Source organism: Streptomyces sp. JNUCC 64, assembly GCF_054484115.1.
Map to the genome: position 1 here is coordinate 4,578,661 of NZ_CM137015.1, position 26,748 is coordinate 4,605,408.

General features: G+C 73.7%; 27 protein-coding genes. 8 read left to right on the forward strand and 19 right to left on the reverse strand.

Annotated features, from left to right (window positions below):
• Positions 1–37 precede the first annotated feature (37 nt).
• The 4 genes from modA to ACVWNX_RS19040 all read right to left on the reverse strand — a co-directional run bounded on the left by modA (position 38) and on the right by ACVWNX_RS19040 (position 3,172).
• The gene (gene modA / locus ACVWNX_RS19025) at positions 38–898 is read right to left on the reverse strand and encodes a molybdate ABC transporter substrate-binding protein (protein WP_454408465.1); all 861 of its coding nucleotides are present in this window, start codon (positions 896–898) and stop codon (positions 38–40) included.
• A 76-nt stretch (positions 899–974) separates the two neighbouring features.
• Positions 975–1,379: a TOBE domain-containing protein gene (locus tag ACVWNX_RS19030; protein WP_454408466.1), complete on the reverse strand. Its 405-nt coding sequence runs from the start codon at positions 1,377–1,379 to the stop codon at positions 975–977.
• A gap of 207 nt (positions 1,380–1,586) precedes the next feature.
• Positions 1,587–2,186 carry a cysteine hydrolase family protein gene (locus ACVWNX_RS19035; RefSeq protein ID WP_454408468.1) on the reverse strand — a complete coding sequence of 200 codons (600 nt, stop codon included), beginning with the start codon at positions 2,184–2,186 and terminating at the stop codon, positions 1,587–1,589.
• A gap of 92 nt (positions 2,187–2,278) precedes the next feature.
• Positions 2,279–3,172 (reverse strand): haloalkane dehalogenase, encoded by an 894-nt coding sequence (locus tag ACVWNX_RS19040; RefSeq protein WP_454408469.1) that lies wholly within the window; start codon positions 3,170–3,172, stop codon positions 2,279–2,281.
• 172 nt (positions 3,173–3,344) lie between these two features.
• Here ACVWNX_RS19040 and ACVWNX_RS19045 point away from each other — a divergent pair, with 172 nt between their 5' ends.
• The gene (locus ACVWNX_RS19045) at positions 3,345–3,557 is read left to right on the forward strand and encodes a hypothetical protein (protein ID WP_454408471.1); all 213 of its coding nucleotides are present in this window, start codon (positions 3,345–3,347) and stop codon (positions 3,555–3,557) included.
• 130 nt (positions 3,558–3,687) lie between these two features.
• Here ACVWNX_RS19045 and ACVWNX_RS19050 read toward each other — a convergent pair whose 3' ends face one another.
• Positions 3,688–3,864 carry a DUF397 domain-containing protein gene (locus ACVWNX_RS19050; RefSeq protein ID WP_454414840.1) on the reverse strand — a complete coding sequence of 59 codons (177 nt, stop codon included), beginning with the start codon at positions 3,862–3,864 and terminating at the stop codon, positions 3,688–3,690.
• Positions 3,782–4,735, reverse strand: coding sequence for a helix-turn-helix domain-containing protein (locus ACVWNX_RS19055; protein ID WP_454408473.1), 954 nt, complete (start codon positions 4,733–4,735; stop codon positions 3,782–3,784). Before ACVWNX_RS19055 ends, ACVWNX_RS19050 begins: the two co-directional genes overlap by 83 nt.
• Positions 4,736–4,952: 217 nt before the next feature.
• Between ACVWNX_RS19055 and ACVWNX_RS19060 the strand changes: the two genes are divergently transcribed.
• The 3 genes from ACVWNX_RS19060 to lysA all read left to right on the forward strand — a co-directional run bounded on the left by ACVWNX_RS19060 (position 4,953) and on the right by lysA (position 8,132).
• Complete coding sequence (locus ACVWNX_RS19060; protein WP_454408475.1) at positions 4,953–5,402, forward strand: DUF7848 domain-containing protein; 450 nt, start codon at positions 4,953–4,955, stop codon at positions 5,400–5,402.
• Between the two features lie 889 nt (positions 5,403–6,291).
• Complete coding sequence (locus ACVWNX_RS19065; RefSeq protein WP_454408476.1) at positions 6,292–6,630, forward strand: SAV_915 family protein; 339 nt, start codon at positions 6,292–6,294, stop codon at positions 6,628–6,630.
• A complete protein-coding gene (gene lysA, locus ACVWNX_RS19070; protein ID WP_454408478.1) occupies positions 6,627–8,132 on the forward strand; it encodes a diaminopimelate decarboxylase in 1,506 nt (501 codons plus the stop codon). The genes ACVWNX_RS19065 and lysA overlap by 4 nt, the downstream gene beginning before the upstream one ends.
• A 245-nt stretch (positions 8,133–8,377) precedes the next feature.
• On the opposite strand, the gene ACVWNX_RS19075 is transcribed toward lysA, so the two are convergent.
• Both ACVWNX_RS19075 and ACVWNX_RS19080 read right to left on the reverse strand, forming a co-directional pair.
• On the reverse strand, positions 8,378–9,229 hold the full coding sequence (locus tag ACVWNX_RS19075; RefSeq protein ID WP_454408480.1) for a hypothetical protein: 852 nt from the start codon (positions 9,227–9,229) through the stop codon (positions 8,378–8,380).
• A 164-nt stretch (positions 9,230–9,393) separates the two neighbouring features.
• Positions 9,394–10,125, reverse strand: coding sequence for a histidine phosphatase family protein (locus ACVWNX_RS19080; RefSeq protein WP_454414841.1), 732 nt, complete (start codon positions 10,123–10,125; stop codon positions 9,394–9,396).
• Between the two features lie 629 nt (positions 10,126–10,754).
• Between ACVWNX_RS19080 and ACVWNX_RS19085 the strand changes: the two genes are divergently transcribed.
• Positions 10,755–10,976 carry a CbtB domain-containing protein gene (locus tag ACVWNX_RS19085; RefSeq protein ID WP_454408481.1) on the forward strand — a complete coding sequence of 74 codons (222 nt, stop codon included), beginning with the start codon at positions 10,755–10,757 and terminating at the stop codon, positions 10,974–10,976.
• A 20-nt stretch (positions 10,977–10,996) separates the two neighbouring features.
• Positions 10,997–11,761: a CbtA family protein gene (locus ACVWNX_RS19090; protein ID WP_454408482.1), complete on the forward strand. Its 765-nt coding sequence runs from the start codon at positions 10,997–10,999 to the stop codon at positions 11,759–11,761.
• Here the strand turns inward: ACVWNX_RS19090 and ACVWNX_RS19095 are convergent.
• The 5 genes from ACVWNX_RS19095 to ACVWNX_RS19115 all read right to left on the reverse strand — a co-directional run bounded on the left by ACVWNX_RS19095 (position 11,748) and on the right by ACVWNX_RS19115 (position 15,982).
• The gene (locus tag ACVWNX_RS19095) at positions 11,748–12,350 is read right to left on the reverse strand and encodes a YwqG family protein (RefSeq protein WP_454408484.1); all 603 of its coding nucleotides are present in this window, start codon (positions 12,348–12,350) and stop codon (positions 11,748–11,750) included. The genes ACVWNX_RS19090 and ACVWNX_RS19095 overlap by 14 nt on opposite strands.
• A gap of 157 nt (positions 12,351–12,507) precedes the next feature.
• Positions 12,508–13,296, reverse strand: a complete 789-nt coding sequence (locus tag ACVWNX_RS19100) for an ABC transporter permease (protein WP_454408486.1) — start codon at positions 13,294–13,296, stop codon at positions 12,508–12,510.
• The gene (locus tag ACVWNX_RS19105) at positions 13,293–14,345 is read right to left on the reverse strand and encodes an ATP-binding cassette domain-containing protein (protein WP_454408488.1); all 1,053 of its coding nucleotides are present in this window, start codon (positions 14,343–14,345) and stop codon (positions 13,293–13,295) included. The genes ACVWNX_RS19100 and ACVWNX_RS19105 overlap by 4 nt, the downstream gene beginning before the upstream one ends.
• A gap of 133 nt (positions 14,346–14,478) precedes the next feature.
• Entirely contained in the window at positions 14,479–15,321 is an 843-nt protein-coding gene (locus tag ACVWNX_RS19110; RefSeq protein WP_454408490.1) for a DUF4097 family beta strand repeat-containing protein, read from the reverse strand.
• Positions 15,322–15,448: 127 nt separating this feature from the next.
• A complete protein-coding gene (locus tag ACVWNX_RS19115) occupies positions 15,449–15,982 on the reverse strand; it encodes a hypothetical protein (RefSeq protein WP_454408492.1) in 534 nt (177 codons plus the stop codon).
• Between the two features lie 539 nt (positions 15,983–16,521).
• On the opposite strand from ACVWNX_RS19115, the gene ACVWNX_RS19120 reads away from it, so the two are divergent.
• Positions 16,522–17,259: a hypothetical protein gene (locus ACVWNX_RS19120; RefSeq protein WP_454408493.1), complete on the forward strand. Its 738-nt coding sequence runs from the start codon at positions 16,522–16,524 to the stop codon at positions 17,257–17,259.
• 125 nt (positions 17,260–17,384) lie between these two features.
• Here ACVWNX_RS19120 and ACVWNX_RS19125 read toward each other — a convergent pair whose 3' ends face one another.
• Entirely contained in the window at positions 17,385–18,677 is a 1,293-nt protein-coding gene (locus ACVWNX_RS19125) for a lipase family protein (protein WP_454408494.1), read from the reverse strand.
• A 282-nt stretch (positions 18,678–18,959) separates the two neighbouring features.
• Complete coding sequence (locus ACVWNX_RS19130) at positions 18,960–19,502, reverse strand: hypothetical protein (protein WP_454408495.1); 543 nt, start codon at positions 19,500–19,502, stop codon at positions 18,960–18,962.
• Between the two features lie 232 nt (positions 19,503–19,734).
• Here ACVWNX_RS19130 and ACVWNX_RS19135 point away from each other — a divergent pair, with 232 nt between their 5' ends.
• On the forward strand, positions 19,735–22,092 hold the full coding sequence (locus tag ACVWNX_RS19135; protein WP_454408496.1) for an ATP-binding protein: 2,358 nt from the start codon (positions 19,735–19,737) through the stop codon (positions 22,090–22,092).
• On the opposite strand, the gene ACVWNX_RS19140 is transcribed toward ACVWNX_RS19135, so the two are convergent.
• The 4 genes from ACVWNX_RS19140 to ACVWNX_RS19155 form a co-directional block, all read right to left on the reverse strand.
• Positions 22,032–23,789, reverse strand: a complete 1,758-nt coding sequence (locus ACVWNX_RS19140; RefSeq protein WP_454408497.1) for a hypothetical protein — start codon at positions 23,787–23,789, stop codon at positions 22,032–22,034. The genes ACVWNX_RS19135 and ACVWNX_RS19140 overlap by 61 nt on opposite strands.
• Before the next feature lie 700 nt (positions 23,790–24,489).
• Entirely contained in the window at positions 24,490–24,822 is a 333-nt protein-coding gene (locus ACVWNX_RS19145; protein WP_454408499.1) for a type II toxin-antitoxin system PemK/MazF family toxin, read from the reverse strand.
• A gap of 335 nt (positions 24,823–25,157) precedes the next feature.
• A complete protein-coding gene (locus tag ACVWNX_RS19150; protein WP_454408500.1) occupies positions 25,158–25,886 on the reverse strand; it encodes an HAD family hydrolase in 729 nt (242 codons plus the stop codon).
• The gene (locus tag ACVWNX_RS19155; RefSeq protein WP_454408502.1) at positions 25,883–26,737 is read right to left on the reverse strand and encodes a GntR family transcriptional regulator; all 855 of its coding nucleotides are present in this window, start codon (positions 26,735–26,737) and stop codon (positions 25,883–25,885) included. Before ACVWNX_RS19155 ends, ACVWNX_RS19150 begins: the two co-directional genes overlap by 4 nt.
• Positions 26,738–26,748: the final 11 nt, after the last annotated feature.

The window sequence follows — 26,748 nt, forward strand, 5'->3', positions numbered from 1 at the left end:
CCCGTTCCGGACCGGCGGAGGGGGCGTGGCACCCGGATCACGGCTTCTGGAAGCCCGCGTCCTGGAGGATCTTCCGGGCGGCCGGGGAGGAGAGCCACTCCACGAAGGTCTGGGCGGCGGCGGTGTCCTCGGAGCCCTTGAGCACGGCGGCCGGGTAGCGGGCGATCGCGTTCTGGTCGTCGGGGATGGCGATCGCGTCGACCTCGTCCGGGGCGGAGTCGGTGTCCGTCTTGTAGACGATGCCCGCGTCGGCCTCGCCGAGTTCGACCTTGCTGAGCACGGCGCGGACGTTCGGCTCCTCGGAGACCGGCTTCACGGTGACGTCCCGGCCGTCGAGCACCTCGCGGCTGTAGCGGCCGACGGGCACCTCGGGCGCGGCGAGCACGACCTTCAGCTCCGGGTCCGCGAGGTCCTTCAGATCGTCCACCCGGTCGGGGTTGCCCTCGCGGACGGCGATGACCAGGCGGTTGCGGGCGATGACGGACGGGGTGCCGGTCTCGGCGCGCAGGGAGTCCATCGTCTTGGTGTCGGCGGTGACGATCGCGTCGGCGGGGGCGCCCTGGCGCACCTGCGCGGCCAGCTCCTGGGAGCCGCCGAAGGAGAAGGTGAGCGCGACCCCGGGGTGGGCCTTCTCGTACGCGCTCTCCACCGTCCCGAACACGTCGGTGAGGGAGGCGGCGGCCAGCACGGTGAGCTTCGCGGAGGCGCCCGGCGCCTTGCCGGTCGCGTTCCCCGCGCCGCTCGCGTCGCTCTTGTCGCTCTTGGGGTCGCCCTTGCCCTCGTCCCCGTCGCCGCAGCCGGCGAGCAGCGGGACGAGCAGCAGCGCGGCGGTGGCGGCGAGCGCGGAGCCGCCCCGGGTGAGGGGACGGCGGCGCGGGGCACGGACGGGGCGGGACATGGACTGCTCCTAGGGGGCGTTCCGGCGGGTCGCCGGGGGCTCGCTCGGCCACGGCGTCGGGGAGGGGGGACGGGGTTCAGTCGCGGTCGACGTGGACGTTGGTGGCCTTGACGCGGGCGGTGGCCCGGGCGCCGACCTCCAGGCCCAGTTCCTCCACGGCCTCGCGGGTGAGCAGGGAGACCAGCCGGTGCGGGCCCGCCTGGATCTCCACCTGCGCGGCGACGTCACCGAGCTTCACGGCCGTGACGATGCCGGGGAACGCGTTGCGGACGGAGGTGTGGGACGTCTCCTCCTCGTCGGCCCCGGCACCGCTCTGCGCCAGCTCCACGGAGAACGCGGCGAGGTCCTCGCCGTCGATCACCCGGCGACCGCCCTCGTCCCGGCGGGTGGCGACGCGCCCGGCGTCGGCCCAGCGGCGGGCGGTGTCGGGGCTGACGCCCAGGAGACGGGCGGCCTGCCCGATGGTGTACGAAGACGGCATGTGCGTCACGTTAGGGAGTGCTGGGTGGTAAATGCAACCCTATTGGGTGACATCGCTTGGTGGATGCGGTTCCTTCGCCGGACGCTGCCCCGCCGGGGTGGGGCGGGGCGTGCGCGGTGGCCCGCCGGGTGGGGCGGGGCGCCGCGCGGTGGCCCGCCGCCGTGGTCCGTGGTGCCCGTCCCGTGCCCCGGTGGTGGTCGGGCGGGGTCAGGGGGCGGTGAAGTCGACCTCCGTGGCGGGCAGTACGCGGACGAGGCGGCCCGGGAAGCGGAGGTTGCGGAAGAGCTCGTTGTGGTGGGCGAGCGAGCGGTCCGGCGGGGCGATCGGGCCGGAGTCGTCGCGGACGGAGGTGGTGTGGCCGTCCTCGACCAGCAGCAGGTCGTACCCCTGGGCGAGGGCCCGGCGGGCGGTCGTGTCCACGCAGATCTCGGTCGCGAAGCCGGTGACGACGACCTCCGTGACGCCCCGGTCCCGGAGCGCGCGCTCCAGGTCCGTGTCCAGGAAGCCGTCCGGGGACGCCTTGGGGACCACCAGGTCGCCGTCGCGCGGTCCCAGCTCCGGGGCGATCCGCCAGCCCTCCGTGCCGGGCACCAGCTCCTCGTCCCGCTGCTGCACGAAGACGACCGGTATCCCGGCGGCTCTGGCCCGTGCGCACAGGTCCGCGATGACGGCGACCGTCCCGGCGGCCCGGTGCGCGATGCCCACCAGGGTGTTCTGCATGTCGATGACGAGGAGCGCCGGGACTCGGAGGGCGGCGGGCGGGGTGGGTGTGGCGGGTGTGGCGGACGTGGCGGTGATCGTGGTCATGGGGGCACGGTAGTGGGGGGATGGGGAGTTGGTGTCCGGTTTTCGGTGGTGGTGGGGACGGTGGGGAGGTATGGCGGGTGGCCCGCGCGGGGTCAGGGCAGCTGCCGCAGCCAGTCGGCGAGGGCGGTGCCGACCTCGTCGGGGGCGTCCTCCTGGATCATGTGGCCGCCCGTGACCCGGACGTGCGTCTGGTGCGGCCAGGACCGGGCGAGGGCGCGGTGTGACGCGAACATGGCCCCGGGGACCGCCTCCAGGAACAGCTTGGGGACCGGGGCGGTGGCCAGCCATCGTCCGTAGGCGGTGATCGCGTCGTGGACGTCGCCGGGTTCGCCCGCGACCGGGACCTCGCGCGGCCAGGTCAGCGTGGGGCGGCGGGACTCGCCCGGTTCCGCGTAGGGCCGCCGGTACACGGCCCGTTCCGTGTCCGTCAGTCCGCGCAGCACCCCGGCGGGCAGCATCTCCTCGACGAAGAGGTTCCCGTCCAGGACCATCCGTTCGCCCTCGGGGGAGCGGATCGCCCGGAAGAGCGCGACGGCTTCCGGGGGCCAGTCGTCCCAGGACGGGATCGGTGCCACGAACGCCTCCGTGTAGGCGATGGCCCGGACGGCCGAGGGGTGGCGGCGGGCCCAGTCGAACCCCAGGGCCGACCCCCAGTCCTGGAGGACCAGGACCACCCGCTCCCGCACCCCGAGGGCGTCGAGGAACGCGTCGAGGTACCGGCGGTGTTCGACGAACCGGTAGGAACCGGGCCCGCTGTCGGGGAGCTTCGCGGAGTCCCCCATGCCGATCAGGTCCGGTGCGATGCAGCGGCCCTGGTCCGCCAGGTACGGGATGACGTTCCGCCAGATGTACGACGAGGTCGGGTTGCCGTGGAGGAAGACGATCGGATCGCCCTCGCCCTCCTCCACGTAGGCCATGTCGAGCCCCTCGACCTCGATCCGGTGCTTCCGGTAACGCTCCTCGTCGCCCGCCGGGGTCGTCGTCATCTGCTCTTCTCTCCTGTGGGTGGTGTGGGTGGTGTGGGTGGTGTGGGTGGTGTGGGTGGTGTGATCCGGGTGATCTGTGTGGTCCCGTGTGATCCCGGGTGGTCGGCTGGCCGGGCCGTGTCCGGGGTCGTGTCCGGGGCGGTGCCGGTGGTCCGGTGTAGCGTCCCGCGCCGTGGACCGTGCGAACCCGCTCGCGGGACACCGGCCGTTGGACGTCGACGAGACCGAGGTGCGCTTCGGGGTCGCCAGTGAACTCCAGTATCCCTACGAGGACTTCGCGGACGATCAGGAGACCTGGCTCTACGAGGGCGGTCTGACCGTGTCCGGGGACCTGCGACGGGAGGGGCAGTCGGTGTGGGCTCCGGGGCGGACGGTGCCCACCTGATCCGTTCTTTGGGGGCCGGGGGTGGTGGCGCTGGGGGCGCTTGGGGGTGATGGGGGTGCAGCTCGTCCGTGACGGGGGCGGACGCGGCAGCCGTACGGGGAGCGGTGCCGGGGCCCTGCCTGGGTCCGGGTCAGACGGGGAAGCCGCCGTCCTTCACTCCCGTCACGAAAGCCGTCCAGGCGGTGCGGCTCGTGATCAGTGCGGGGGAATGGGGGGCCTTGGTGTCACCCACGGGAACGAAGTCGGGGATACCGGGGGCGATTTCGACGCAGTTGCCGCTGGTCTCCGCGCTGCGGCTGCTCTTGATCCACGCCACCCGCGTGAGACCGTGCCTGCTCATCAAGGTCGTACCCTTCCGATACCTCGGTGATCCAGGCGGCGGATTCCGGAGCCGACAGCACATCGGCCCTGAGCACATCATAGGTCTGGCTGTGCCGCGCGAATAGCGCTGGTTCATCGGTGAGATGACCCCCGTCCAGCGACTCCGAGTAGACCCAGTTCTCGCCGCCGGGAAGAGTGATCAGCGACATGGAAGTACTGGGTCGGACGAGACGGGAATCATCCGCCAGGGCGACCTGGACACGGATATTCGGAAGCCGCCCCACGGCCAGCAGATGCTCGAACTGGGCCCGCATCGTGGCCCTGCCTCCCACGGTATTGCGCAGACAGCTCTCGTCCAGCACGGCCACGTACAAGGGGCCGTTCAGGGACAGGAAACGCTGTTGCCGGCTGAGCCGCGCCCGGGTCCGTTCCTCGACGGTCGCCCCGCCCCGGTGCGCCACGCGGGAGAACAGGGCCTGCGCGTACTCCGGGGTCTGCAGGAGCCCCGGGACGTACTGCGCCTGGTACTCGTACAGCGCGATCGCCAGCGCGTCCATCTCGACCCGCCGCCGGAACCAGTCGGGGTGCTCGACGGCCGGGTACCAGTCGACCTTGCCCCACAGCTTTATCAGTACGCCCCCGGTCGCCAGCAAATCGTCGCACCTGCGTGCGAAATTGTCCTGCGGGACCCTCGTGGCCGACTCGACCCGGGTCACCAGGGAACGGTCGCACGGAATGGCGGCGGCCAAGTCCTCCTGGGTGTAGTCGGCGGACTTGCGGAAGTGTCGGAGCACTTCTCCGAACATTCCGGCCGTGGTGATGGTTCCGGTCTCGCCCGTGGCGTTCCGCAGGCTCACAGGGCGCCCCTTCCGTGACATGGATCAGTGGAACACGGGCAGCGTTGAGCCGCGTCGCCGCGATGCGCAACGCTGCCCATACGAACAGTAATTGAGTATCCGTCGAGGGAGGACGGGTTCGGCTTACGGAGCGGGAATGGTGGAGCAAGGGGAAAGCGACGGCACCGGATTGGTCGGCGGTGCCGTTGTGTTCGATCGCGTTCGAAGAAAAGTGGGGGTGTATCAGACGAAGTCGGGGCCCTACGCCTTACTGCGACCGGTCGGCGGCGGCCGGGGGTGGGAGGCGGATTTCGCGGAACTGCGGCCGTTGACCGGACGGGAGCGGATGAGCGCCGGACTGCGGGCGGCCAACGAGAGCTCCCGGCGCCGGGCGGAGGTCGGCGCCGGGGCCGGTACCGGTACCGGGGCCGGGGTGCGGAGGCTGCGCCGGGTGTTCCGGTACGTGCCGTTCGCGATCGCCCAGGACCCGACGGCGGAACCGGAGTACGCGGCGCGGTGCGTGTCGGGCGAGGAGGCGGACTGCGGGGCGGAGTCGGGGGCGTGCGGCCACCCGGCGGACGTCGAGGACTGGCTGCGGCGGCACGTGCGGGACACCCGGCACCTGCGCTACCGGCGGACGTTCACGGACTACGCGGCGCTGGAGCCGGAGGAGGTGCCGGAGCGATGACGGCGGCCCCTCGGCCCGTTCCCGGTGGGCACGGGGGTCCCGTCCCCGGCGGGAACGGGGCTCTGGTGCCTGGTGCGGGAGGGACCCCGGTGGCCGGTGGGTACAGGTCCCCGGTGGCCGGTGGGTGCGGGGCGTGGTCGGGACGGCTGAGCCTGGTCCGTCTCGTTCGTCGGGTCCGGGGCGTTCGGTGCGTCCGCCATGTCCGTCGCATCCGTCCTGTTCGTGATGCCCGTGGCGTCCGGGCCGTCTGGGTCGTTCCGCGTCGGGAGGGGCTGGACGGGGCGTTCTGGGGCGGGGTGCTGATGACCTCGTCGGTGGCCGGACTGCTGGCGGTGATCGTGGCGGCGGTGTTCCGGGGGGCGCCGTCCTGACGCTGGACTGACGCCGTCGCCGTCGCCGTCGGGCCGGGTTGGTTTGAGGCAGGTGGTGGAGACGCTTCCACCGTCCGCGTATGGCCCGTGTCAACGTCCGCTCCCGGGCCGTCAGTGTGGCGTCAGGGGAGGTCCCCGGGGGCCGGGGCCGGGCATACCGTCGCCGGAGGCCCCCCCGGGCCCGCCTCCACGTGGGCCCGGGGGCGCCACCACCGTCCCCGGCGAACCGTCGCCGCCCGTCCGGAGCCCCGGAGGAACCCGCTCATGGCCGAACGCCCCCGCACCGCCGCCCGTCCGCGTGCCGACCGTCCCGGTGGGGGCGCGCTGCGCGCGGACCGCGACCCCGAGCCGCCCGATGTCCGGCGGCCCTCCCCTTCCCTTCCGTATCCGTATCCGTAGCCGTGTCGACGTCCGGGTTCCTGTCTCCGTCGGGGGCCGGTGGGGACGGGGTGCCGGAGGGTGGACGGTCCGGCGACCGGTTCGGTGGCAAGTCCGGTGGTGGCGCCGGTGCGGGGCGGGTGGGCGGTCCGCGGTCGGAGGAGGGCGGCGGGCCGTCCGGAGTGCTGTACGTGCCGGTGCGCCCGGGGTCCGGCGGGACGGTGGCGCGGTGGTTCCGGACACCGCTCGGCGAGCGGACGGCCGTCGGGTTCACCACGGTGGACCGGCTCGCCGCCGCCCTGGGCGCGGGGCACCCCGCCGTGCGGCTCGCGGTCCCCGCGCTGCTGGCGCTCGCCGCTCCGCTCGGGATCGGACGGATCACCGTCGACCCCGTCCTGGTCGCCCGTCCCGTGGCCGACGCGACGGCCGAAGCGGCCCCGTCCGGCGTGCTGCTGACCGTGGGCGGAGGGACGCGATGAGCGTTGACGACGCGGCCGTCCCCGCGTCGCCGCCGTCCACTTCCGGCCCCGCGCTGCCGTCCGTCGTCGCGCCCGGGGCGTCGTCCGCTGGTGCTCCTGGTGCTCCTGGTGCTTCTGGGGTCCTGCCCGCCGCCGCTTCCGCGCTGCCGTCCGCTGTCGCTTTCGGGGCGTCGTCCGTCGGTGGTCGTGCGGTGGGTTCCGGTGGGCTGTCCGTGTGGCCCGGTTCGGTCAGGGCCCTCGCCCGCGGTGACCTCGCGGTCGGCGGGGTCGCGCTGACGGAGGTCGCGGAACGGTTCGGCACCCCCGCGTACGTCCTCGACGAGGCCGAGGTGCGGGTGCGCTGCCGCACCTATCGCGCCGCGTTCCCGGAGCCCGGGGCGGACGTCGTCTACGCGGCCAAGGCGTTCCTGTGCCGGGCGATGGTCCACTGGGTGCGGGAGGAGGGCCTCGGGCTGGACGTGTGCTCGGCCGGGGAACTCGAACTCGCCGTCACCAGCGGCTTCCCCGCCGAGCGGATCGTGCTGCACGGCAACGCCAAGAGCCCCCGTGACCTCGACACCGCGCTACGGCTCGGCGTCGGCCGGATCGTCATCGACAGCCCGTCCGAGGTCGCCCGGCTCGCCGCCGCCGTCGGGCCGGACGGTTCCCAGAAGGTGATGGTGCGGGTGGCGCCCGGGATCGTCGCCGGGGGCCACGAGAAGGTCCGCGCCGGCGGCGAGGACCAGAAGTTCGGCCTCTCCCTCACCGACGGTTCCGCCCAGCACGTCATCGCCCGCGTCCTCGACCAGCCGCAGCTGCGCCTCACCGGACTCCACACCCACCTCGGCTCGCAGATCACCACCGTCAAGCCGTACCTGGCGGCCGTCCGCCGGATGGTCGGGCTGATGGCGAGCCTCCGGCGGCGCCACGGGCTGGTGCTGACCGAACTCGGCATCGGCGGCGGACACGGCATCGCCTACCGGCCCGGCGAGGACGCCCTCGACCTCACCGCCCTCGCCCGCAAGGTCCGCGCCGAACTGGCCAGCGGCTGCGCCGCCGCCGGGATCGAGGTGCCCCGGCTCATCGTGGAACCGGGCCGGGCGGTCGCCGGACCCGCCGGGGTCGCCCTGTACCGGGTGCTCGCCGTGAAGCGCACCGGCACCCGGCACTTCGTCGCCGTGGACGGCGGGATGAGCGACAACCCGCGCCCCGCGCTGTACGGCGTCCGCTACGCGCCCCGGCTCGTCGGCCGCGCCTCCCGTGCCGAACCCGCGCTGGTCACGGTGGTGGGGCGGCACTGCGAGGCCGGGGACGTCCTCGCCTCCGACGCCGTGCTGCCCGGAGACGTCCGGCCCGGCGATCTGCTGGGCGTCCCGGTGGCCGGGGCGTACCACCTGTCGATGGCGTCGGCCTACGACCTCGTCGGACGGCCGCCCGTGATCGCCGTCCGGGACGGCCGGGCCCGGCTGCTGGTACGGCGCGAGTCCCTGGACGACCTGCTCGGACGGGACGTGGGGGTGTAGACGGGACGGGGGGGAGGGGTGAGCGGCGGTCGTCTCCTTCTCCTCGTCCCCTTCCTCTCCCCTTCTCTTCGTTTCCGGTCGTTCTCCGTCGACTTCCGCCTGACTCGACTCCAACTCCTGGCTTCGGTGGGACGTCCGGCGCGTGCGTGGGGCACGCGTCCAGTGGACGGGTGCGGTCCGTCCGTTCCGGGTGTGGGGCCCGGGACGGACGGACGCACCGCGAACGGCTTCGGCCAGCCGGTCGGTCAGGGGGTGGTGGTGGATTCGGCGGGGAGGGTGAGCAGGGGGAGGTGGCGGACCACCTGACTTCCGGTGAGACCGGGGTAGTCGAGGACTCTCGCCCAGGCCGCTTCCCGCTCGGCTTCCTGTTCCGTTTCCCGCCGGTCTTCCTGCTGGTCTTCCCGATCGGCGTGCCGCGCGGTCTCTCGCTCGGCCTCCTCCGTGGCCGTGTCCGGGGCGCCCTCGAAGGCGGCCCGGTGGGCGGCCTCGCTCTCCCACTCCGCGAGGTTGAGTACGCCGACGCCGTCGGCGGCGGTGTGGAAGTGGGCGGCGATCACCCCCGCGCGGTCGTACGGGTCCCCGGCGGTCGCGGCGAACATCGCGTCCGTCCAGTCGCGTTGGCGGTGCGCGTCCGGTGCGTCGAACCCGATCGTGACGGCCACCAGACAGCCCGCCGTACGGTCGTCCCCCTCGGTGCGCGGGCCGGTGCGGTAGCGGTGGTACGCACCGTGGGTGAGGCGCTCCGCCTCCGGCGCGGTGGCGCGCACCGCCTCCTCGTACGGGACGGGACCGCTCGCCGCCGACCGGTCGTCCGGCCAGCGCGCGTAGTGCAGCAGCGCGGTGCCGTCGGTGGTGACGCAGACCGCGTACGCCAGCGGACGGGTCTCCGGCTCCGCTATCCAGACGGCGGCCACGGCTCCGAGGACGCGCCGGGTCGCCGCCGGGCCGTCGGTGCTCCAGGTGGTGACGGTGACCGTGCCCGGCGCGGTCAGGTCCGGGAGCGGGACGGTGGGGTGGGGCGTGGTGGGCGCGGTGGGCACGGAGGACGCGTGGGGCTGGGGGGTGGTGGGGGGAGCGGGGGGCGTCGGTCGGGACATGGGGCGTGTGGGCTCCTTCTTCACCGGGCGGGTGGGGAACCCAGTCTTCGGCGGGCGTCCACGCCGGGCCAGCGCTTTTCCGGGTGCTCGCGCTCGCGTCCCGTGCCCGTGGCCCGCCCTGTCGTCGGGTCGCTGTGGGGTCGAAGCCGAAGGGGCGGCGAGGGTCAGCCGAGGGGGCGGCCCGGGTGGACGTTCCAGCGGCCGGACCGGCCGCTCAGCTCGACGGCGGTCAGGGGCGCCGCGTCCAGCCGCCAGAACGCGGGGCCGGGCAGATCGAGCGCGTGGGCGAGGGCGGCGCGGACGACGTCCGGTTCGACGACGGCGAGCACCCGGCCGCCCTCGATGGTCAGCCCGTCCAACCAGTCGCCGACGCGGAGCCGCAGGTCACGCAGGGATTCACCGCCGTGCGGGGTCGCCGCCGGGTCGCCGGTCCAGAGTGCCAGGGCGGCCGGGTCGGCGGCGGCGACCTCCGCGAGGGTGCGGCCCCGCCAGCGGCCCACGTCCAGGGCGGCGAGGGCGGCCGGGGCCTCGGGTCCGGCTGCGTCGGCCCGTCCGTGCGGTGCGTTGGCCGGTGCGACTGGGGCGGCGGCCGGTGAGTCTGGTGCGGCTGGGACGGCCGGGGCACTCACGGGGTCCGGTGCGTCCGGTGCGGTCGAGGTCCCCGTCCCCGCCCCGGCCCCGGTGCGTGCGGCGCCGTCGCTCAGCGCGCGGGCCGTCTCGTGGCAGCGGGCGGTGGGGGAGCGGAACCAGCGCGGGGCGTACGGGAGGGCGTGTCCCGCTGTCCGCGCGCGGGTGAGCGCTGCCGGGTCCAGCGGGCCGTCCCCGGCGAACCGGGCCTCCCTCAGGTCCCGTCCGATGACGGGAGTCACCAGGGTCACCCTTGTCGTCGTCGCCATGTCGTCCGTCCGCTCCTCTTCGCTGTCCACGTCCACGTCCGCGTCCGCCCGGTCGCCTGTCGTCGGTCAGTCGCTCGTCCGTCCGGTCGCCCCATCCGCCCGCTGGGGTCCGTCCGTCCGCCCGGCTCGCGGGAGGTCGTCGTCCGGCGGCGGGTCGCCGTCCGGCGAGCGGACCGTCGTGCGGCGAGCGGACCGTCGTCCGGCGGAGGACCGCCGCCCGCCGTCCGGAAGGGGCGAACACCACGTCACGACCCTCTTCCCCGGGTCACCGGGACGCGGTACCTTCACGTCGCGCTTGCGTCTTCAACTTCCTTTGACATCAGGCGATATCGGGCCGATAGCGGATGATGGAGGAAGAAGGGGGAGCGCGCGAACGGGAAGACCGTAGCGATCGCGACACCACGTGTGTACACCGGCACATCGACGTGCCCGTACGCACCCAGCAACGCACATCCAGCAGTACGCACACGACAGTACAGACGAGGGCACGACGGAAGCCGGTGGGACTCCGGCACGGTCGCGCCACTGTGAGCCCGCGCGCCCCCCGGGGCGGGCCGGGTGAGTCAGACCCGAGGTCCTCGTCCTCCGCACCACCGAGCCGGGACGCGAGTTCCCCTGGAGGTCCTGCCATGGCGCAGTCCGTCGTCCAACCGACAGCCACACCCGCCCTCACCCCCGCCAAGCTGCCGCTCAGGGACATCGCGCCCTGGGCCGTGCTGGGCGGCGTCCTGATGCTGATCCTGCTGTACTTCATCGGCGCCGAACAGGGCGCCGTCGCACTGGTGTCGGGGGAGGGCGTCCACGAGTGGGTGCACGACGCCCGCCATCTGCTCGGCTACCCCTGCCACTGACGGGGCCGGACACCGCACCCATGAACTCCAGCACCGTCAGACGACTCCTCGTCCGGGGCATGCTCGCGGGACTCGCCGCGGGCGTGCTCGCCCTCCTCGTCGCGTACTTCCTCGGTGAGCCGCAGGTCGACGCGGCCATCGCCTACGAGGACGCCCACGCCTCCGGCCACGACCACGGTGCCGAGGAGGAACCGCTGGTCAGCCGGGACCTCCAGGCCACCGGCGGCCTCGCCACCGGCATCCTGGTGTACGGGGTGGCCTTCGGCGGGCTCGCGTCCCTCGCGTACTGCTTCGCGCTCGGCCGGATCGGGCGGTTCACGCCGCGCGCCACGGCCCTGCTCCTCGCCGTCGCCGGACTCGTCGCCGTGTACGTCGTCCCCTTCCTCAAGTACCCCGCCAACCCGCCCGCCGTGGGCGCCGACGACAGCGTGGGACGGCGGACCACGCTGTACCTGCTGATGCTCGTGCTGAGCGTGCTGCTCACCGTCGGCGCGGTGATCCTCGGCCAGCGGCTCGCGCCCCGGCTCGGCACCTGGAACGCGACCGTCGCGGCGGCGGCGTTCCTGGTGCTGGTGGTGGGGCTCGCGTACGCGTTCCTGCCGTCCGTCGACGAGATGCCGACGGACTTCCCGGCGACGGTGGTGTGGAAGTTCCGGATCGCCGCGCTCGCCGTCCAGGCCACCCTGTGGACCGCGTTCGGGCTGCTCTTCGGCGAACTCGCGGAACGGGTCCTCGACCCGGACCGCCGCCGCGCCGCCCGGGAGGCGTCCGTCACCCCTGGGTGAGGAACACCGCCCGTGAACAGGGCGCGCAGACCAGGACGTAGCCGAGACCGCCGCCGAAGTTGGCGGCGGTCTCCTCCTCGTGCCCCTCCTCCAGGTGCGCCGCGAAGTCCATCCGGCGCTCGCAGTCCGGGCAGGACGGCCACTGGTCCGGGTAGTACCAGCCGGGCTCGCCGCCCAGCGAACCCAGGACGGTACGGCCCCGTCCGACGCGCCGGGCGTACGCGTCGCGCGCGTCGTCGTACGCCTCCTCCTCGACGACCTCTACGCGGATCGCCGACACGGCCCCCAGCAGGGTCTCTCCCCCGTCCGGCACCTCCGCCGGGGCGAGCCCGGCGGCCGGGAACAGGAAGGCCCGGTTGCCGCCCTCGAAGGCGTCCCACTCCTCGCACAGGCCCGGGTCGTTGGCACAGATGAACACGGACAGGACGCCCGCCCCGACGGGCAGGTGCGCGAGGAACTGGAGCGGCCCCTCGCAGGACGAACAGCGCGGCCAGACGAACCAGGCGGGCACGAGGGGGACGCCACCGGTGCGGGCGGTCGGCGCGGCGGCCTCGGCGGGACCGTCGTAGACCATGAGCGTATGAGCCATACCGGGGAGCGTACGACGGGGCACTGACACCGACGCCGAGGGGCTCCGGGACGCCCGCCGCCCCACGCCTCCAGCCCCCGCCGCCCGTGCGAACCGGGCGGTGGGGGCTGGAGGACGGGGCGGCCGGGGCGGTGCGATGCCGGGCCCGCGCCGGGGGCTACTTGGAGCCGCGGTCGAAGGTGGACTTGGACCAGAAGTAGCCGAGGACGGTGAGGGCGACGCACCAGGCGGGGGCGAGCCAGCCGTTGTGCCCGATCTCGGTGCCGAGGAGCAGTCCGCGGAGCGTCTCGATGGCGGGGGTGAAGGGCTGGTACTCGGCGATGGGCTGGAACCAGCCGGGCATGGCGTCGACGGGGACGAAGGCGCTGGAGATGAGGGGGAGGACGACGAGGGGGAGGGCGTTGTTGCTGGCGGCCTCGGCGCTGGGGCTGACCATGCCCATCCCGACGGCGATCCAGGTGAGGGCGAAGGCGATGAAGGCGGTCAGGCCGAAGGCGGCGAGCCACTCCAGGGCGGTGGCGTCGGTGGAGCGGAAGCCGATGGCGACGGCCACGGCGGCCACCAGGGTGACGCTGGCGACGGACTGGATGACGCTGCCGATGACGTGGCCGATGAGGATGGAGCCCCGGTGGATGGCCATGGTGCGGAAGCGGGCGGTGATGCCCTCGGTCATGTCGTTGGAGACGGAGACGGCGGTGCCGACGACCGTGCCGCCGATGGTCATCATCAGGATGCCGGGCACGAGGTAGGCGATGTAGGCGGCGCGGTCCGGGGCGCCGTTCATGCCCGCGCTCATCACGTCTCCGAAGACGTAGACGAAGAGGAGGAGCATGACGATGGGGGTGAGGAGCAGGTTGAGGGTGAGGGAGGGGTAGCGGCGGGCGTGCAGCAGGTTGCGGCGGAGCATGGTGGAGGAGTCCCGCACGGCGAGGGTCAGGTTGCTCATCGGGCGTTCTCCTTGGACTGGTGCTGACCGGACCCGGGCTGGGCGGTGGCGGTGGTGGCGGTGGTGGCGGTGACGGACGGGGAGTTGCCGGTGAGGGCGAAGAAGACGTCGTCCAGGTCGGGGGTGTGCACGGTGAGTTCGTCGGCCTCGATGGCGGCGGCGTCGAGCCAGTCGAGGAGGGAACGGAGTTCGCGCTGGCTGCCGTCGCTGGGGATCTGGAGCGAGAGGGCCTCGTCGTCGCGGGTCGCCTCGTGGAGCTTGTGGGCGGCGCTCTGGTAGGCGGCGGGGTGGGTGAAGCGGAGCCGGACGTGACCGCCGGGGATCAGGCGCTTGAGCTCTTCGGGGGTGCCCTGGGCGGCGATCTTCCCGTTGTTGAGGACGGCGACGCGGTCGGCGAGCTGGTCGGCCTCCTCCAGGTACTGGGTGGTGAGGAAGACGGTGACGCCCTCGGCGACCAGTTCGCGGATGATCTGCCACATGTTGTGACGGGACCGGGGGTCGAGGCCGGTGGTGGGTTCGTCGAGGAAGATGATGCGCGGACCGCCGACGAGGGTCATGGCGATGTCCAGGCGGCGCTTCATCCCGCCGGAGTAGGTGGAGGCGGGCTTCCCGGCGGCCTCGGTGAGCTGGAAGCGTTCGAGGAGTTCGGCGGTGACGCGGCGGCCCTCGCGTTTGGGCAGATGGTGCAGATCGGCCATGAGGCGCATGTTCTCCTCGCCGGTGATGAGCCCGTCGACGGCGGAGAACTGTCCGGTGACGCCGATCGCGGCACGGACCCGCTGGGGCGAGGCGGCGAGGTCGTGTCCGGCGATCCGGGCCTGTCCGCCGTCGGGGGCGACGAGGGTGGACAGGATCTGGACGGTGGTGGTCTTGCCGGCGCCGTTGGGGCCGAGCAGGGCGAACACCGATCCGGTGGGGATGTCCAGGTCGATGCCGTCGAGGACGGTCTTGTCGCCGTAGGACTTGCGCAGTCCGGTGGCGGAGACGGCGGCGGCGCGCGGCGCGTGGTCGCCGTTTCGCCTGGGCGTGGGCATGACAGAGGAAGCCATGGAGCTCTCCCGTTCGGAGGCTTGAGGAGCGGGGGACCGCAGGGGCGAAGGAGAAGGGGGAGAAGTGGGGAGGAGAAGGGCGGGCCCGGCGGTGAGGTGGGGGCGGGAGGCGCGGGCCCGCTGGCGCGGCGGGTCAGGACTTGGCGCGGAGGATGTCGATGTTGCCGTAGCGGGTGCGGGCGCGGATGTTGACGGTCTCCTCGGTCGTCTCCGGGGTGTCGGAGGCGGTGAGGGCGTTGCGGACCTGGCCGGAGGTCGCGCTGACGTCGAGCCAGGCGGCGGTGCCCTCGCGGACGCCCACCTCGATGGCGCCGTAGGAGGTCTCCAACTGGACCGTGCCCCGCGCCACTTCGGCGACCCGCAGGGTGCCGTGGGCGGTGGTGGCGGTGATCGAGTCCTCGGCGCGGCGCACCTCGATGTCGCCGTTGGAGCCGCTCACCCGCAGCTCCCCGGTCACGGCGCCGACGGTGGTGGTGCCGTGGGAGTTCTTCAGGACGGCGGCGCCGTCGATCAGTTCGACGCGCAGACTGCCGGAGCTGGTGGAGATGTCGGCGGTGCCCTCGACGCGGTCCACGGCGATGGAGCCGTGCGACGCCTTCAGCCGCAGCGGGCCGGTGGTGTCGAGGCGGACGTCGCCGGAGGAGGTCTTCACCCGGACCTCGCCGAGGCGGCCGTGACCGGTGACCTGGGCCCAGGCGCCGGTCATGTCGACGCGGGACCCGGCGGGCAGTTCGACGGTGACGTCGACGGTGCCGGTGCGGCCGAGCAGGTTGGCCTTGGGGGTCCTGACGGTCAGGACGCCACCGGCGTAGGTGACCTCGGTCTGGTCGGCGGTCCGCACGTCCAGGCTCTTCTCCGGGTCGCGGGGCCGGACCTCGACGGTGGTGTCGAAGCGGTCACCCGCGGCGAACTGGATGGAACCGGCCTCGACGTGAGCGGTGACGGAGATCGGCGCGGGGGTGTCGAAAGAAGGCATGGGTGTCCCGTCCTCGTGAGTCATGGAGTCGTCCCCGCAGGTGGGACGTGGTGTGGGCGAAGGTCAGTGCGGTGCGGTGTAGCGCCGTGCGGGGTGATGCGGGGTGATGCGGGGTGTCGCGGCGGGGTCAGCGCGCCCAGCCGGTGAAGCTCTGTCCGATGGAGTGGGCCCGGCCCGGCTGCGGCTGCCGGGGCTGGGCCCCGCCGTCGACCGCCGCCGACACGGCCCGCACCAGCCACGCGTTGACCGACAGGCCCTCACGGCCGGCGGCCTCCTCGGCCCGCGCCTTGAGGTGGGCGGGCAGTCGCAGGTTGACGCGGGCGGTGCCGCCCTCCTCGCCCTCGGCCGGACCCGCGACCGGGGCGGGGGCCGTGAACGGTTCGGCGGGCGCGGGCGGTGCCAGGGCGGGGCCGTCGGTGGACGGCGGCGTCACCACGAAGTCGGGGTCGAGACCGCGCAGCCGTACGTCGACCGAGCCGGGGGCCAGTTCGCGGGTGATCTCGTCCATCGCGGCGGAGAGCACGTTCAGCATCGTCAGCCGGGTCGCCGACTCCAGGGGAGCGGTGAGCCTCTCGGCCAGCTCGCGAGCGTCCTTCCCGCCCGCTTCGGCGGCGACCGCGAGTTCGCGGCGGAGGGAGTCGACATACGGGGTGAGGTCCATAACGCCATCATGGCATCACTGTGGCGCCAAGCGCAACCCTGAATGGCGCCACTGTGGTGACGTGGTGGCGCACGGGTCGTCTACCTGCGGAAATGTCGAGCGGGTGATGTGGTGGAGGGTGGCGCCATGCCTTCGCGTGGCCCCATGTGGGTGCGAGGTGGTGCCATGTGGTGCCACTTGGCATCACGTGGCACCAACCGTTCGAGCGGGGTGTGCCATGTGGTGCCACGTGGCGTCAGACGGCACCACATGGCGCCGGGCGGTGCTGGGTGGTGCCGGACAGTGGCCACCGCCGCCGGGGCGAGGACGGACCGGAGCGGCAGAAGCGCTGGAAGCGTCGGGACGCGCGGTGTGCGGCGTGGAGCGCGGGAACGCCGGGAACGGCGCAATCGCCGGTAGCGGCGCAAGCCCCGCGAACGGCGGGGCGGCGGAAGCGGTGGAAGCGGCTGGCCGGGGATGGCGGGAACCCGCCCGTCCCCCGGGCCCGTCTGAGTATCCGCACTCATGCCGTCCGCCGCCCCGGATCGAAAACTGTGCCCATGACACATGCCACACCCGCCACCCACCGTTCCCGCCGCACGGCTCGCGGCCCCCGGCGCGCCGTCACGGCGACGGTCGTCGCCTCGCTGGCGCTGACCGCCCTCGGCGCCGGGGCGGCCCATGCCGACACCGCGCGGAAGGACACCACCCGCACCACCGCGACCGTCCCCGTCGACCCGAGGCTCCTGATCCGCGACCCCAGCACCGTGCCGTCCTCCGTCCCGACCCTTCCCAACCCCTACCTGGAATTCCTCTATCTGATCCACTGGGTGGGCCAGCCGTGTTCCTGGCCCCAGCCGGACCGTCCGACCGCCACGAAGACACCGACGACGAAGGCGCCGACGACGAAGGCGCCGCGCACCGCGCCCACGACCGCGCCCAAGGCCCCCGAGGGAATCGGCCTCCCGGACACCCGTCCCGCCCCGGGGAAGCCGTCGCTGAACGTCGTGGAGCGGTGCGAGGCTCCCCTGCACGCCGCCCGGATCGCCCGGGCCCTCAAGCCCGTGAAGCGGTTGACGCCCGCCCGGGTCCGACAGGTCCTGAACCAGGACGGCTACTACGACAAGGTCCTGCACGGGGTGAAGCGGTGGGGCAAGGGCACTCAGTTCGTCATCGACCTGCGCCTCCCCGGCGGCTCGCTGGGCCTGGTCGGCCAGGTGGCGCCGGGGAAGACCGTCTTCACACCGGTCGCGGTCGCCCCGACCGGCCCCTTCGCACCCCCCGTGTGGGCGAGGTGACCCGGACGGCCCGTCGCCGACCCCGATGAGGCGCGACCGGCGGGGGCGGAGACGCTCCGCGCCCACCGGTCAGCCACTCCAGGGAGGGCCTCCGAACCTCCGGAGGCCCGCCCGACGAGAGTCTCTCAGCGCAGTCCGAGCCGCCGCTCGACCCACGCCGTGAGGTCGGCGGCCGCGACCACGGGAACGGTCATGTGACCGGCCGTCGGATACTCCCGGTAGGTCACGTCCGACCCGGCCCGCCGGAGGTCCTCCGCGTAGTCGGAGGTGACGCCCGCCTGCACGATCTCGTCCCGCGCGCCCTGTCCGATGAAGAGCGGACGGTCCAGCCGGGCGACCGGGGTGTCGACGTGCCTCCGCAGCGCGTTCAGCAACGCGGGTTCGGTCTCGGGGCGTTGCTTCCACACCGTGCTGTCGCCCAGTCCCGACTGCCTGACCTGGAGGAACACATCCAGGGAGCACTTGGTGCGGGCCGTCGGGATCAACTCCCGGCCCCGCTCGGAGTACAGGTGGTCGAAGTCCAGCCCCGGGTCGATCGCCCGCAGCCCCTCGGTGATCAGGGGGTACAGCGAGGTGCGCGCGGCCCGTTCGTCCGAGGTCGAGTCCGAGCGGTCGAGGACGAGCCGGGTCATCGTGGTCGGCGGGGCGGTGGCGGCGGCACCCCGGAAGTCGAGTTCCGGGGCGTAACGGGTGGCGTACAGCGCCGCGTTGATCGCCGCGTGGCCACCCTGCGACTGGCCGGAGGCCACCCAGCGGCCCGAGGTCCCGATCCGTGCCTGACGGGCCGCGCGCACGATGTCGATCGTGCCGTACGCCGCGCTGCGGCCGTGCAGATAGGGGTGCGGACCGGACGTGCCGAGCCCCTCGTAGTCGGTGGCCACGACCGCGACCCCCCGGTCCAGCCAGCCCCGCACCTCGGGATCACGGCCGAACGTCAGGGCTTCCACCCGGCTCGGAGCGCACACGTCCGCGCTGCCCACGGTGCCGTGCGCGAGCGAGACCACCGGCCAGCCGCCCTTCGGAGGCTTCCCGGCGGGGGCGAAGACCAGTCCGGAAACGGTCACCCGACCCCCGTGCGCGCCGGTGGACGCGTACTCGACGCTCTTGCCCGGCCCACCGTGCGGCCGGGCCTCGGCGGGCAGGTCCACCGCCTTCAGCAGCCGACCGCTGCCGGGCGCGGGGCGCGGCGCGCGTCCGGCAGCGGCGCGGTCGGCGGCGGTGGCGGCGGTGGCCGGGTGGGCGGCGGCCCGGGCGGCCTCGGCGGCCTCGGTGGTCTCCACGGGCAGGCTCGGCTCCGGGGCCGGAGCGGTGAACCCGGTGAGGGTGGCGGAGAAGACGGCGGCGGTCAGGACGGTGACGGTGACGGCGGTGGCCCGGCGCGCGGTACGGCGCGCCCGGGTCGACCTCGCTGAGGTCACGGAGGGTTCCCTTCGCAGACGGCGTTCGGACTCCCGTGACGACCGCCCCGCGGCCGCGCGCCGACGGGGTGGCACCCCCGGAACGGCCGTCACGCGACGTACCGAACGGTAATCTGCCGACCCTCGCGTCAGAAGCCCCCTTAAGGCTGATTCGGCCACTTCGCGCCCGCTCGCCGAAGGCTGACGAAAGCCAGCGAAAGCAACCGGGCGCGGAGGGAGAGCGCACGAAGGCCCTGAACGGTTGACGACGTGCCGAACGGCCGACGACGTGCCGACGGACTCTCAGTTCCCTTCGGAACCGGAACCGGAACCGGCGCTGTCGGGGCGGGACGTGGTGAAGGTGATGGGGCCGGTGAAGTCGCGGCCCTGGAGCACCGTCCCGCCCCGGACGTCGCCGGTGACGCTGTTCTCGACGGTGTCGCCGCGCGGCAGCTCGTCCCGCGTCCGCCGCCACCACTCGTCGAGCAGCGCGCGGAACTCCCCGTCCAGGGCGGCCCGTACGCCCAGGGCGGTGGCCAGGGCCTGCGCGTGCGCGGGGTCGGCGGGATCGGCCTCCAGCGCGGCGGCCTCCCGCTCACCGGAACTGACCGAAGGCGTTCCGCCCCCGTCCAGGCCCCCGTCCCGCCCTCCGGCCCCTTCCGCCACCCCGCCCCCGGCACCGTCTCCGCCCCCGGCACCGTCTCCGTCCGCGACCTCGTCCCGGGCCCCGGCCCGTCCGAACGGCCGCCGCACCAACGTGCTGAGCCCCTGCCACGCCTGACGCCCGGCTTCCCCGCTGATGCCGCCTGCCAGGGCGGCGAGCACCGCCGCGGTGATCGGGTCCATGCCGGGACTCCCTCGCTCGGTGTCGGAGGACTCCACCCTAGGCCCGCTCGCCCGCTCGTACCGGGCTCCCCGGGGCGGTGCCCGGAAACCCGCCGCGCACCGCCCCGGCGACGGCCCGCTTCCGACGGCTCCACTCCGGGGACCCGACGGCCCCCGGAGGCGGAACACGCCCTTCCCCGAACCGGATCCAGTACCGTGATCACGGTCTGGAGATCCCGGGAGGCGGTGGTCCATGAGCGGGCGCGGCGGTGCGGAACGCCCGGCGGCGGAAGGGATCGCGAACAGTCTGTCGGGCGACGTCGAAGGCCAGCTGGTCCAGGCCGGTGTCGTCCACGGCGGCATCACCTTCAACTACCACGAGGGCCGGGAAACCCCGGCGAACCGGCGCCCCGACCAGGTCCCGCGCCCGCCGCGCGGCTTCGTCAACCGCCAGCGGGTACTGGCCGAACTGGACGGCTTACTCGCGCCCGACGGCCAAGGCGGTCCGGACGGCCCCGGCGGCTCCGGGGCGGCCTGCCCGATCGGCGTCTTCAGCGGACTCCCCGGCATCGGCAAGACGGCCGCCGCCTGCCGATGGGCCCACGACAACCGTCCGCGCTTCCCCGGCGGACAGATCTTCGTCGACTTCGCGGCACTGCGCGCGGGCACCGGCGGGGACGTCTCCGAAGCGCTCGCGATCTGTCTGCGCGCCCTGGGCGTGCGGGACCAGTACCTCCCCGCGGGGCTCGCGGACCGCACCGCCCTCTACCGCGACCTGTCCGCCGGGCACCGGATGCTGGTGGTGCTGGACGACGTGACGCGCCCCGCCCAGGTCACCGCCCTGCTGCCGCAGGGGCCGGGCAGCGCGGTGCTGGCGACCAGCACCTGGCGCCTGGGTGAACTCGTCCTCGACGGGGCGTCCCTGCTCCCGCTCGACGTCCTCGACGCCGACAGCGCCCTGGAACTGCTGTCGGCCCTGTGCGGCCCCACCCGGACCGGGGACGAACCGGAGGCCGCGGCCCGGCTGGCGGAACTCTGCGGCGGACTGCCGCTCGCCCTGCGGATCTGCGCCGCCCGGCTGCTGACCCACCGTCGCCTCACGATCGGCGCGCTGGTCGCCGAACTCTCCGACGAACAGAGCCGCCTCAGCCGTATCACCGTGTCCTCAGCCCACGAGGAGCGCACCGTGTCCGCGACCCTTGAAGTGACCTACCGGGACCTCCCCGAGGAGGCCGCCCGGATGTACCGGGCCCTCGGCCGGCTGCCCGTCCCCAGCTTCGGCGCCGCCGTCGCCGCGGCCGCCGCCGGGCTGCGGACGGTGGACCAGGCGCGGGAAGCGCTGGACGTACTGGAGGCGGCCAGTCTGCTTTCGGTGCGCGACGACCGCAGATACGCCCTGCACGACCTGGTCCGGCTGCACGCCAGGGACACCGCCCGCGCCCTCGAAGCGCCCGGCGCGGAACGGGAGACGGTCCGCCGGGTGACCGACCACTACCGCGCGCTGACCGCCGCGGCGGACCTCGCGGTCCGGGCCGACCGCCTCCGGATCGCCCGCCCGGACGGCCACCCGACGGATCCGCCGGTCACACCGTCCGGCCTGGTCACGGGCACCGGCCCAGGCACCGACACCACGCAGAGCACCGGCAATGGCACCGACACCGGCACCGACACCGACACCGGCACCGACACCGGCCAAGACGGCATGACGGGCCCGGACACCGTCACCGCCCCGGGACCGTTCGCCGACGCCGCCGACCCCGGCCGGGCGGCGATCGACTGGCTGGAGGCCGAACGGGCCAACGTCCTCGCCGTGCTCCGGGCCGCGTCCGGCTTCGGCCTCGACCGTCAGGTGTGGGAGATCGCCGAGGCGTTCACGGTCCTCTTCCTCCACCACCGGCACCTCGCGGACTGGCGCGAGTCCCTGGAACTCGGCGCGGAGGCGGCCCGGCGCGACGGGAACCCGGCCGCCGAGGCCCGGCTGCGCAGCCTGCTGTCCCGTCCGCTGCTCGACCTGGGACAGGACGAGCGGGCGGGGGAACAGCTGGCCACCGCCGAACGGCTCGCCGTGGAATCGGGGCACGTGGAACTCCAGGCGTCGGTCCAGGAGTTCCTCGGCCGGTACTGGGACCCGCGCGACCCGGCCCGCGCGGTGGACGCGTACCGCACCTCGCTCGCGCTCAACACCGAGGCCCGGCAAGGGCGCGGCGAGCCGGAGGAGGGACGCGGCGAGACCCTGGCCCGTTACTTCCTGGGCCGTGCGCAGAGCGCGACCGGCGACCACGCCACGGCGCTCACCGCCCTCGCCCGGGCCGGGGAGGCGTTCCGCTCCCTGGGCGACGAGCGGATGGCGGCCCGGGCCCTCGCCGACACCGGCCGGGTGCTGGCCCGGACCGGCGCGGACGAGGCGGCCGTGGCGGCCCTGACCAGGGCCGTCGGGGAACTGCGCCGGGTCGGGGCGTCCCACTACGAGGCCCAGGCCCTGGAAGACCTGGCGGACCTGCTGGACGACCCCGAGGCGGTACGGAGCAGTCTGCGGCGCGCCCTCGCGGTCTACGAGGAGGGCGGCAGCCCCCGGGCGGCCGTGGTCCTGGCCCGGCTCACCACCGGCTGACCGCCGGACGGCGGCAGCGGACGCAGCAGCAGCGTCCGCCGCAGCGCGCCGTGCGCCAGCACCACCGTGGCGCGGTCCAGCGGCAGACCGAGGCGCAGCCGCGCGTAGACCGCCGCCGCGGCCGTACCGGGATCGGGGTGCGGCCCCTCCACGGCGCCGACGCGCGTGAACCGTCCGTCGCGCGTGCCGACGACGCAACCGTCCTCCCCGGGCAGCGCGGCGATCCGCGCCCCGGGGAAATCGGCCAGGAGGGACGTCACCCGTCGCCGTCCGGCTTCGGGCGGCAGGACCTCCGACGTCGAGCACACGACGGCGGCGCTCTCGGTGAGCCGGGTGTCCGGCTCGTCGACGTCGCAGGCCAGGTGCCAGAACACCGTCCCGCTCTCGGCCTCCTCCCCGACCAGGGCGGCGGGGAACCGGTCGACGTCCACCCGGAGCCCGTCCCCGGAGTCCCGGACGACGGAGGTGCGCACCATCAGCGACCGCGCCCGGGCGGTGTCCGGAACGGGGACGGGGAAGGCGCGCGGCCCGCGCTCCGGCCGCCCGGCCGGGACGGGGAGCTCCAGCAGGCGGTAGACCAGTTCCCGCAGCCTCGGCAGGGCCTGACCGGGCTCCGCGAAGGCGGCCGCGCGGACCCCGGCGAACCGGTCCGCCCGGTGACCGGCCATGACCTCCTCCAACCACGGCCGCAGCGGCCGGTCCGGCGTCAGCCGCTCCGCCGCCGAGCGGAGCGCGTGTCCGGCCGTCCCGGGAACCGCCTCCGACCCGAACGCCCCGAGCGCGACGGGCCGTCCGAGCGCCGCCCCGTACAGGGTCACGGACCCGTGGTCCCCGATCACCAGGTCCGAGGCGACCAGCGCCTGCTGCCAGCCGTCCGTGGGGTCGACGGCGATCAGACCGGCCTCCAGGGCGCTGTGCTGCATGACCCGGACCTGCCAGGCCCCATGACCGGACCAGACGTTCGGGTGCAGCACCAGCGCCACCCGGAACTCGTCGGCCGGAAGCCGCGCCAGCAGCTCCGCCGGAAGCCCCGGCCACGTTCCGGCCAGTGACTCCCCGCCCCAGGTCGAGGTCACCAGCACCAGCCGCTGACCGGGCGCCACGCCGAGGGCCGCGCGGTAGCGCTCCCGCCATCGGACGCTCGCCGCGATCCGGTCCAGACAGGGGTCGCCGATGAGCACCGTCCGTCCGACCGTGCCGGGGTGGGCGGCCGCCAACTGGGCTTCCTGGTCGGGGTGGGACACCGCGAGCCAGGCGCGCCGCGCCGTCAGCAGATCGTCGTGGACCAGCCCGGAGAGCCGGGTGCCGGGTCCGGCGGAGTCGGGGACCCACTTCTGGAACCCGATCCCGTGCGGCAGCACCACCACCGGATAGTCACCGGGCGGCACCGTGACGTTCTCGGAGGCGGAGATCAGCAGATCGGGCGCGATCTCGGCGAGTTGGGGCCACGGAAGCGTACGGCAGCCCAGCGACCGGAGCAGATCGAGCACACCGTCGTTGAAGGCGGACGTCGGGTCGTACGCGAACACCACGGTGATCCGCGGATCGTCCCGCACGATCCCGGGCACCACGTCCAGCACCCGCACCAACGAGGTCACCGTCCGCGCGGCGACCACCACGACGCGCTCGCCGCCGAAGGTCCGCCACCGCGCGGCCCCGGTCCCCACGGGAACGAGAACGCGCCCGTCGCCCTCCATCGCGCACCTCCGCCCGAAGGCGGCACCGCCCCCAACCCGCCCAACGGTCTCCGGCTCTCCGGCTCTCCGGCTCTCCGGCTCTCCGGCTCTCCGGCTCTCCGGCTCTCCGGCTCTCCGGCTCTCCGGCTCTCCGGCTCTCCGGCTCTCCGGCTCTCCGGCTCTCCGGCTCTCCGGCTCTCCGGCTCGACTGTTAGCAGCCTTCTGGTCGCTCGGCAACCTTCCCTCACCCTCTTCCCCCGGAAGGCTACTTGCCGGAGGAGCGCCGGTACGAGAGAGTCCCGGCGGCCCCGAGCGCGCCTCCGCACCGAAGCCGCTCTCAGCCCCCGGACGCGGCCCGTGCCCCCTCCGCTCTCACCCCCCGAGCAGGCCCCGGAGCTCCTCCACCACCAGTCGGCTTCCGGGAGCGGCGGCGCCTCCCACGAAGCGCACCCCTCGCCCGCCAGGACGTCGGCGGGGGACTCCGCGCGGATGGCGCCGCACCACCGGAAACCGAGGCCGACGCGCCCCGCCGCATTGAGCACCCCGCCAGACGTGGGGGCACCGGCCGCCCCGGGCCAGCTCCTCGCGACGATCCCTGGAACCGCTGTCCGGTACTCCGGCCATAGACCGTGATCCCGGTGGTGAGAGGCGCCGAGGCAGGTGTCTCGATCCTCCCGCCCGGGACCGCCCACGCCGTCGCGGACGTCGGCTCCTTCCCCGTCTACCCGAGTCCACCGAGCCGGAGGGCGTCGTCGATCTCGCCGAGCTTCGCGGCGGACAGGACGGCCGCCCGCTCTATCAGGTCATCCCGGGGCACGGTGGTCAGCCAGGTGCACGGCGTGAAGCCCGGACGCGGGACCGCGAGCCGCAACACGCCCTCGAACGGCAGCCCTTCATCGGCCCCGACCGTCACTTCGATGCCCAGACCGCTGAGGTCGACCCCCGCGGGAGGGACGACCTGCATCACCCGGATCCCGGACGTGTCGTCTCCCGACAGCAGGACGACCAGCCTCCGCTCGTCGAACTGCACCCACCAGACTTCGCCACGTCGCACAAGTCCTCCAGACACATGAGGAGATCGGCCTCGCCGACCCGCCACATCACCGGCTCACTGGTGTTCCGCCAGACGGCACACCCCCGCCACGCGGGCTGGACGACATCTTCCAGCCGTGCGGCTCTCTCCGTCGAGAGTTCCCGGAAACCACTCAGGGGCCCGACCCACTCTCGCGGATCAGGCCCCTGACCTGGTGTTTCAGCTGTCGGGGTGGCGGGATTTGAACCCACGACCTCTTCGTCCCGAACGCGATTACCGCCCGGTCTGGCCTTGGACCGGGTGTTCCGCCCTGCTCGGCTCCCTCCACGGGAGTCCACTGACGTCCGGAGCCGTCCCTACGGGGCCACGGCGTTTGGCCCCCTGTTTGGCCCCCCGTCAGGACGTCCGGCGGCCCGTACGGCGTGGGCGAGAGCCGTCATCGACTCCGTCACCACGACGGCCCCGGCAGCGGCCAGCTTCGCTGGCTTGTGCGGCTTGTTGGCGTATCCGATGGTGGGCATGCCCGCCGCCGTCCCGGCCTCGACGTCCCGTGCGGCGTCCCCGATGAACACGCACTCGGCGGCGGTCGCACCCGCCGCCCGGATGGCGTCGTGGAGCAACCGCGGGTTCGGCTTCATCAAGGACGGGGCGCCGGGCACCCGGCCGAACACCCCGGCCACGAGCCGGTCCAGCCGGTGCGTGGAGAGGTACTCCGTGATGGCCGCCCCCGCGTTGTTGCTGACGATCCACACGGCGCGGCCGGTTTCCCGGCACGCCTGGAGCAGCTCTTCCGCGCCCGGTGTGGGGCGAGCGACCCTGACCGCCTCTTCTTCGAGCTGGCCCAGGTACCCGTCGGCCAGCGACGTCAACGCCGACCGCTCGTCAGCGACAGAGTGGAGCAGGACGAAGGGGTCGGACTCGGTTCCCCACTCTGCGGGGAGGTCCTCGGCTTCCTTGGCCAGCGCGCCGTGGAGGAGCCGGGCGACCTCCGGCGCGGGCAGCCCGGCGAAGACCGAACACACCGGGCCGTCGAAGTCGAGGAGAACGTGCCGGGCGGGCCGGAGCACCTCTGCCAACGCCGTCATGCCTGAGCCTCCCGGTCGTAGGCGATGGTGTCCCACACGCTGTTGAACCAGCGTTGGGCCTGCTGGACGTACTGCGACCCGATGGAGGCGTCGTCGGGTCCGGACGAGTGGTTGAACAGCGTGGTGTCCTTCCCCGTGACGTCGAAGAAGGAGTACGGCTCCCCCTCGTAGGTGAGGGTCCGCTCCCGGAGCGGGTAGAAACCGAAGAACGCTTCCCGCCCGTTCAGGATGTAGAGCTTGAAGAGGCTGGACGCGCGGTGCACCCGGACCTCGACCCGGGCCGACTTCACCAGGCCGTAGTCGGCCAGCACCTCGACGGAGTGCTTGATGCCGCCCGCGTGGGTGACCCCGATGTTGTGGGCCCGCTTGCGCAATGCCTCTTCGTCGCGCAGACCGTCCACGGTGGCGGGGATGCCCATGGGCGCCGTGGCGTCCGGCAGCAGCAGGCGAACCGTGATGGACTCCGGCGCCAGCCGTCCGGACCGGACCTTGTCCAGTGGTTCCTGCAAGGCGCTGTGCAGCGTCTCGCTGGAGAACCCGGCGAAGTCGATCGTGACGGCGGACTCCTCGAAGGCAGCTTCGAGGTGTGGGCGGAGCCCTACGGGCCGCTCGGTGCGCTCCCGTACGAAGCTGCCACTGCCCTGGCGCGTGACGATCAGCCCTTCGCCTCGCAGAAGGTCGAGGGCCTTGTCGATGGTGCCGCGCGCCACGCTGTAGCGCCGCGCGAGTTCGGGTCCGGACGGGAGCTTGTCCCCCGGCACGAAGCCTTCTTTCCGGGTGAGGATCGCGGCGCGCAGAACGCTGCTGACCTGCTGATACGGGGGGCGCGGGTCGTCAGGGTCGAGGCTCATGACTCCATGCT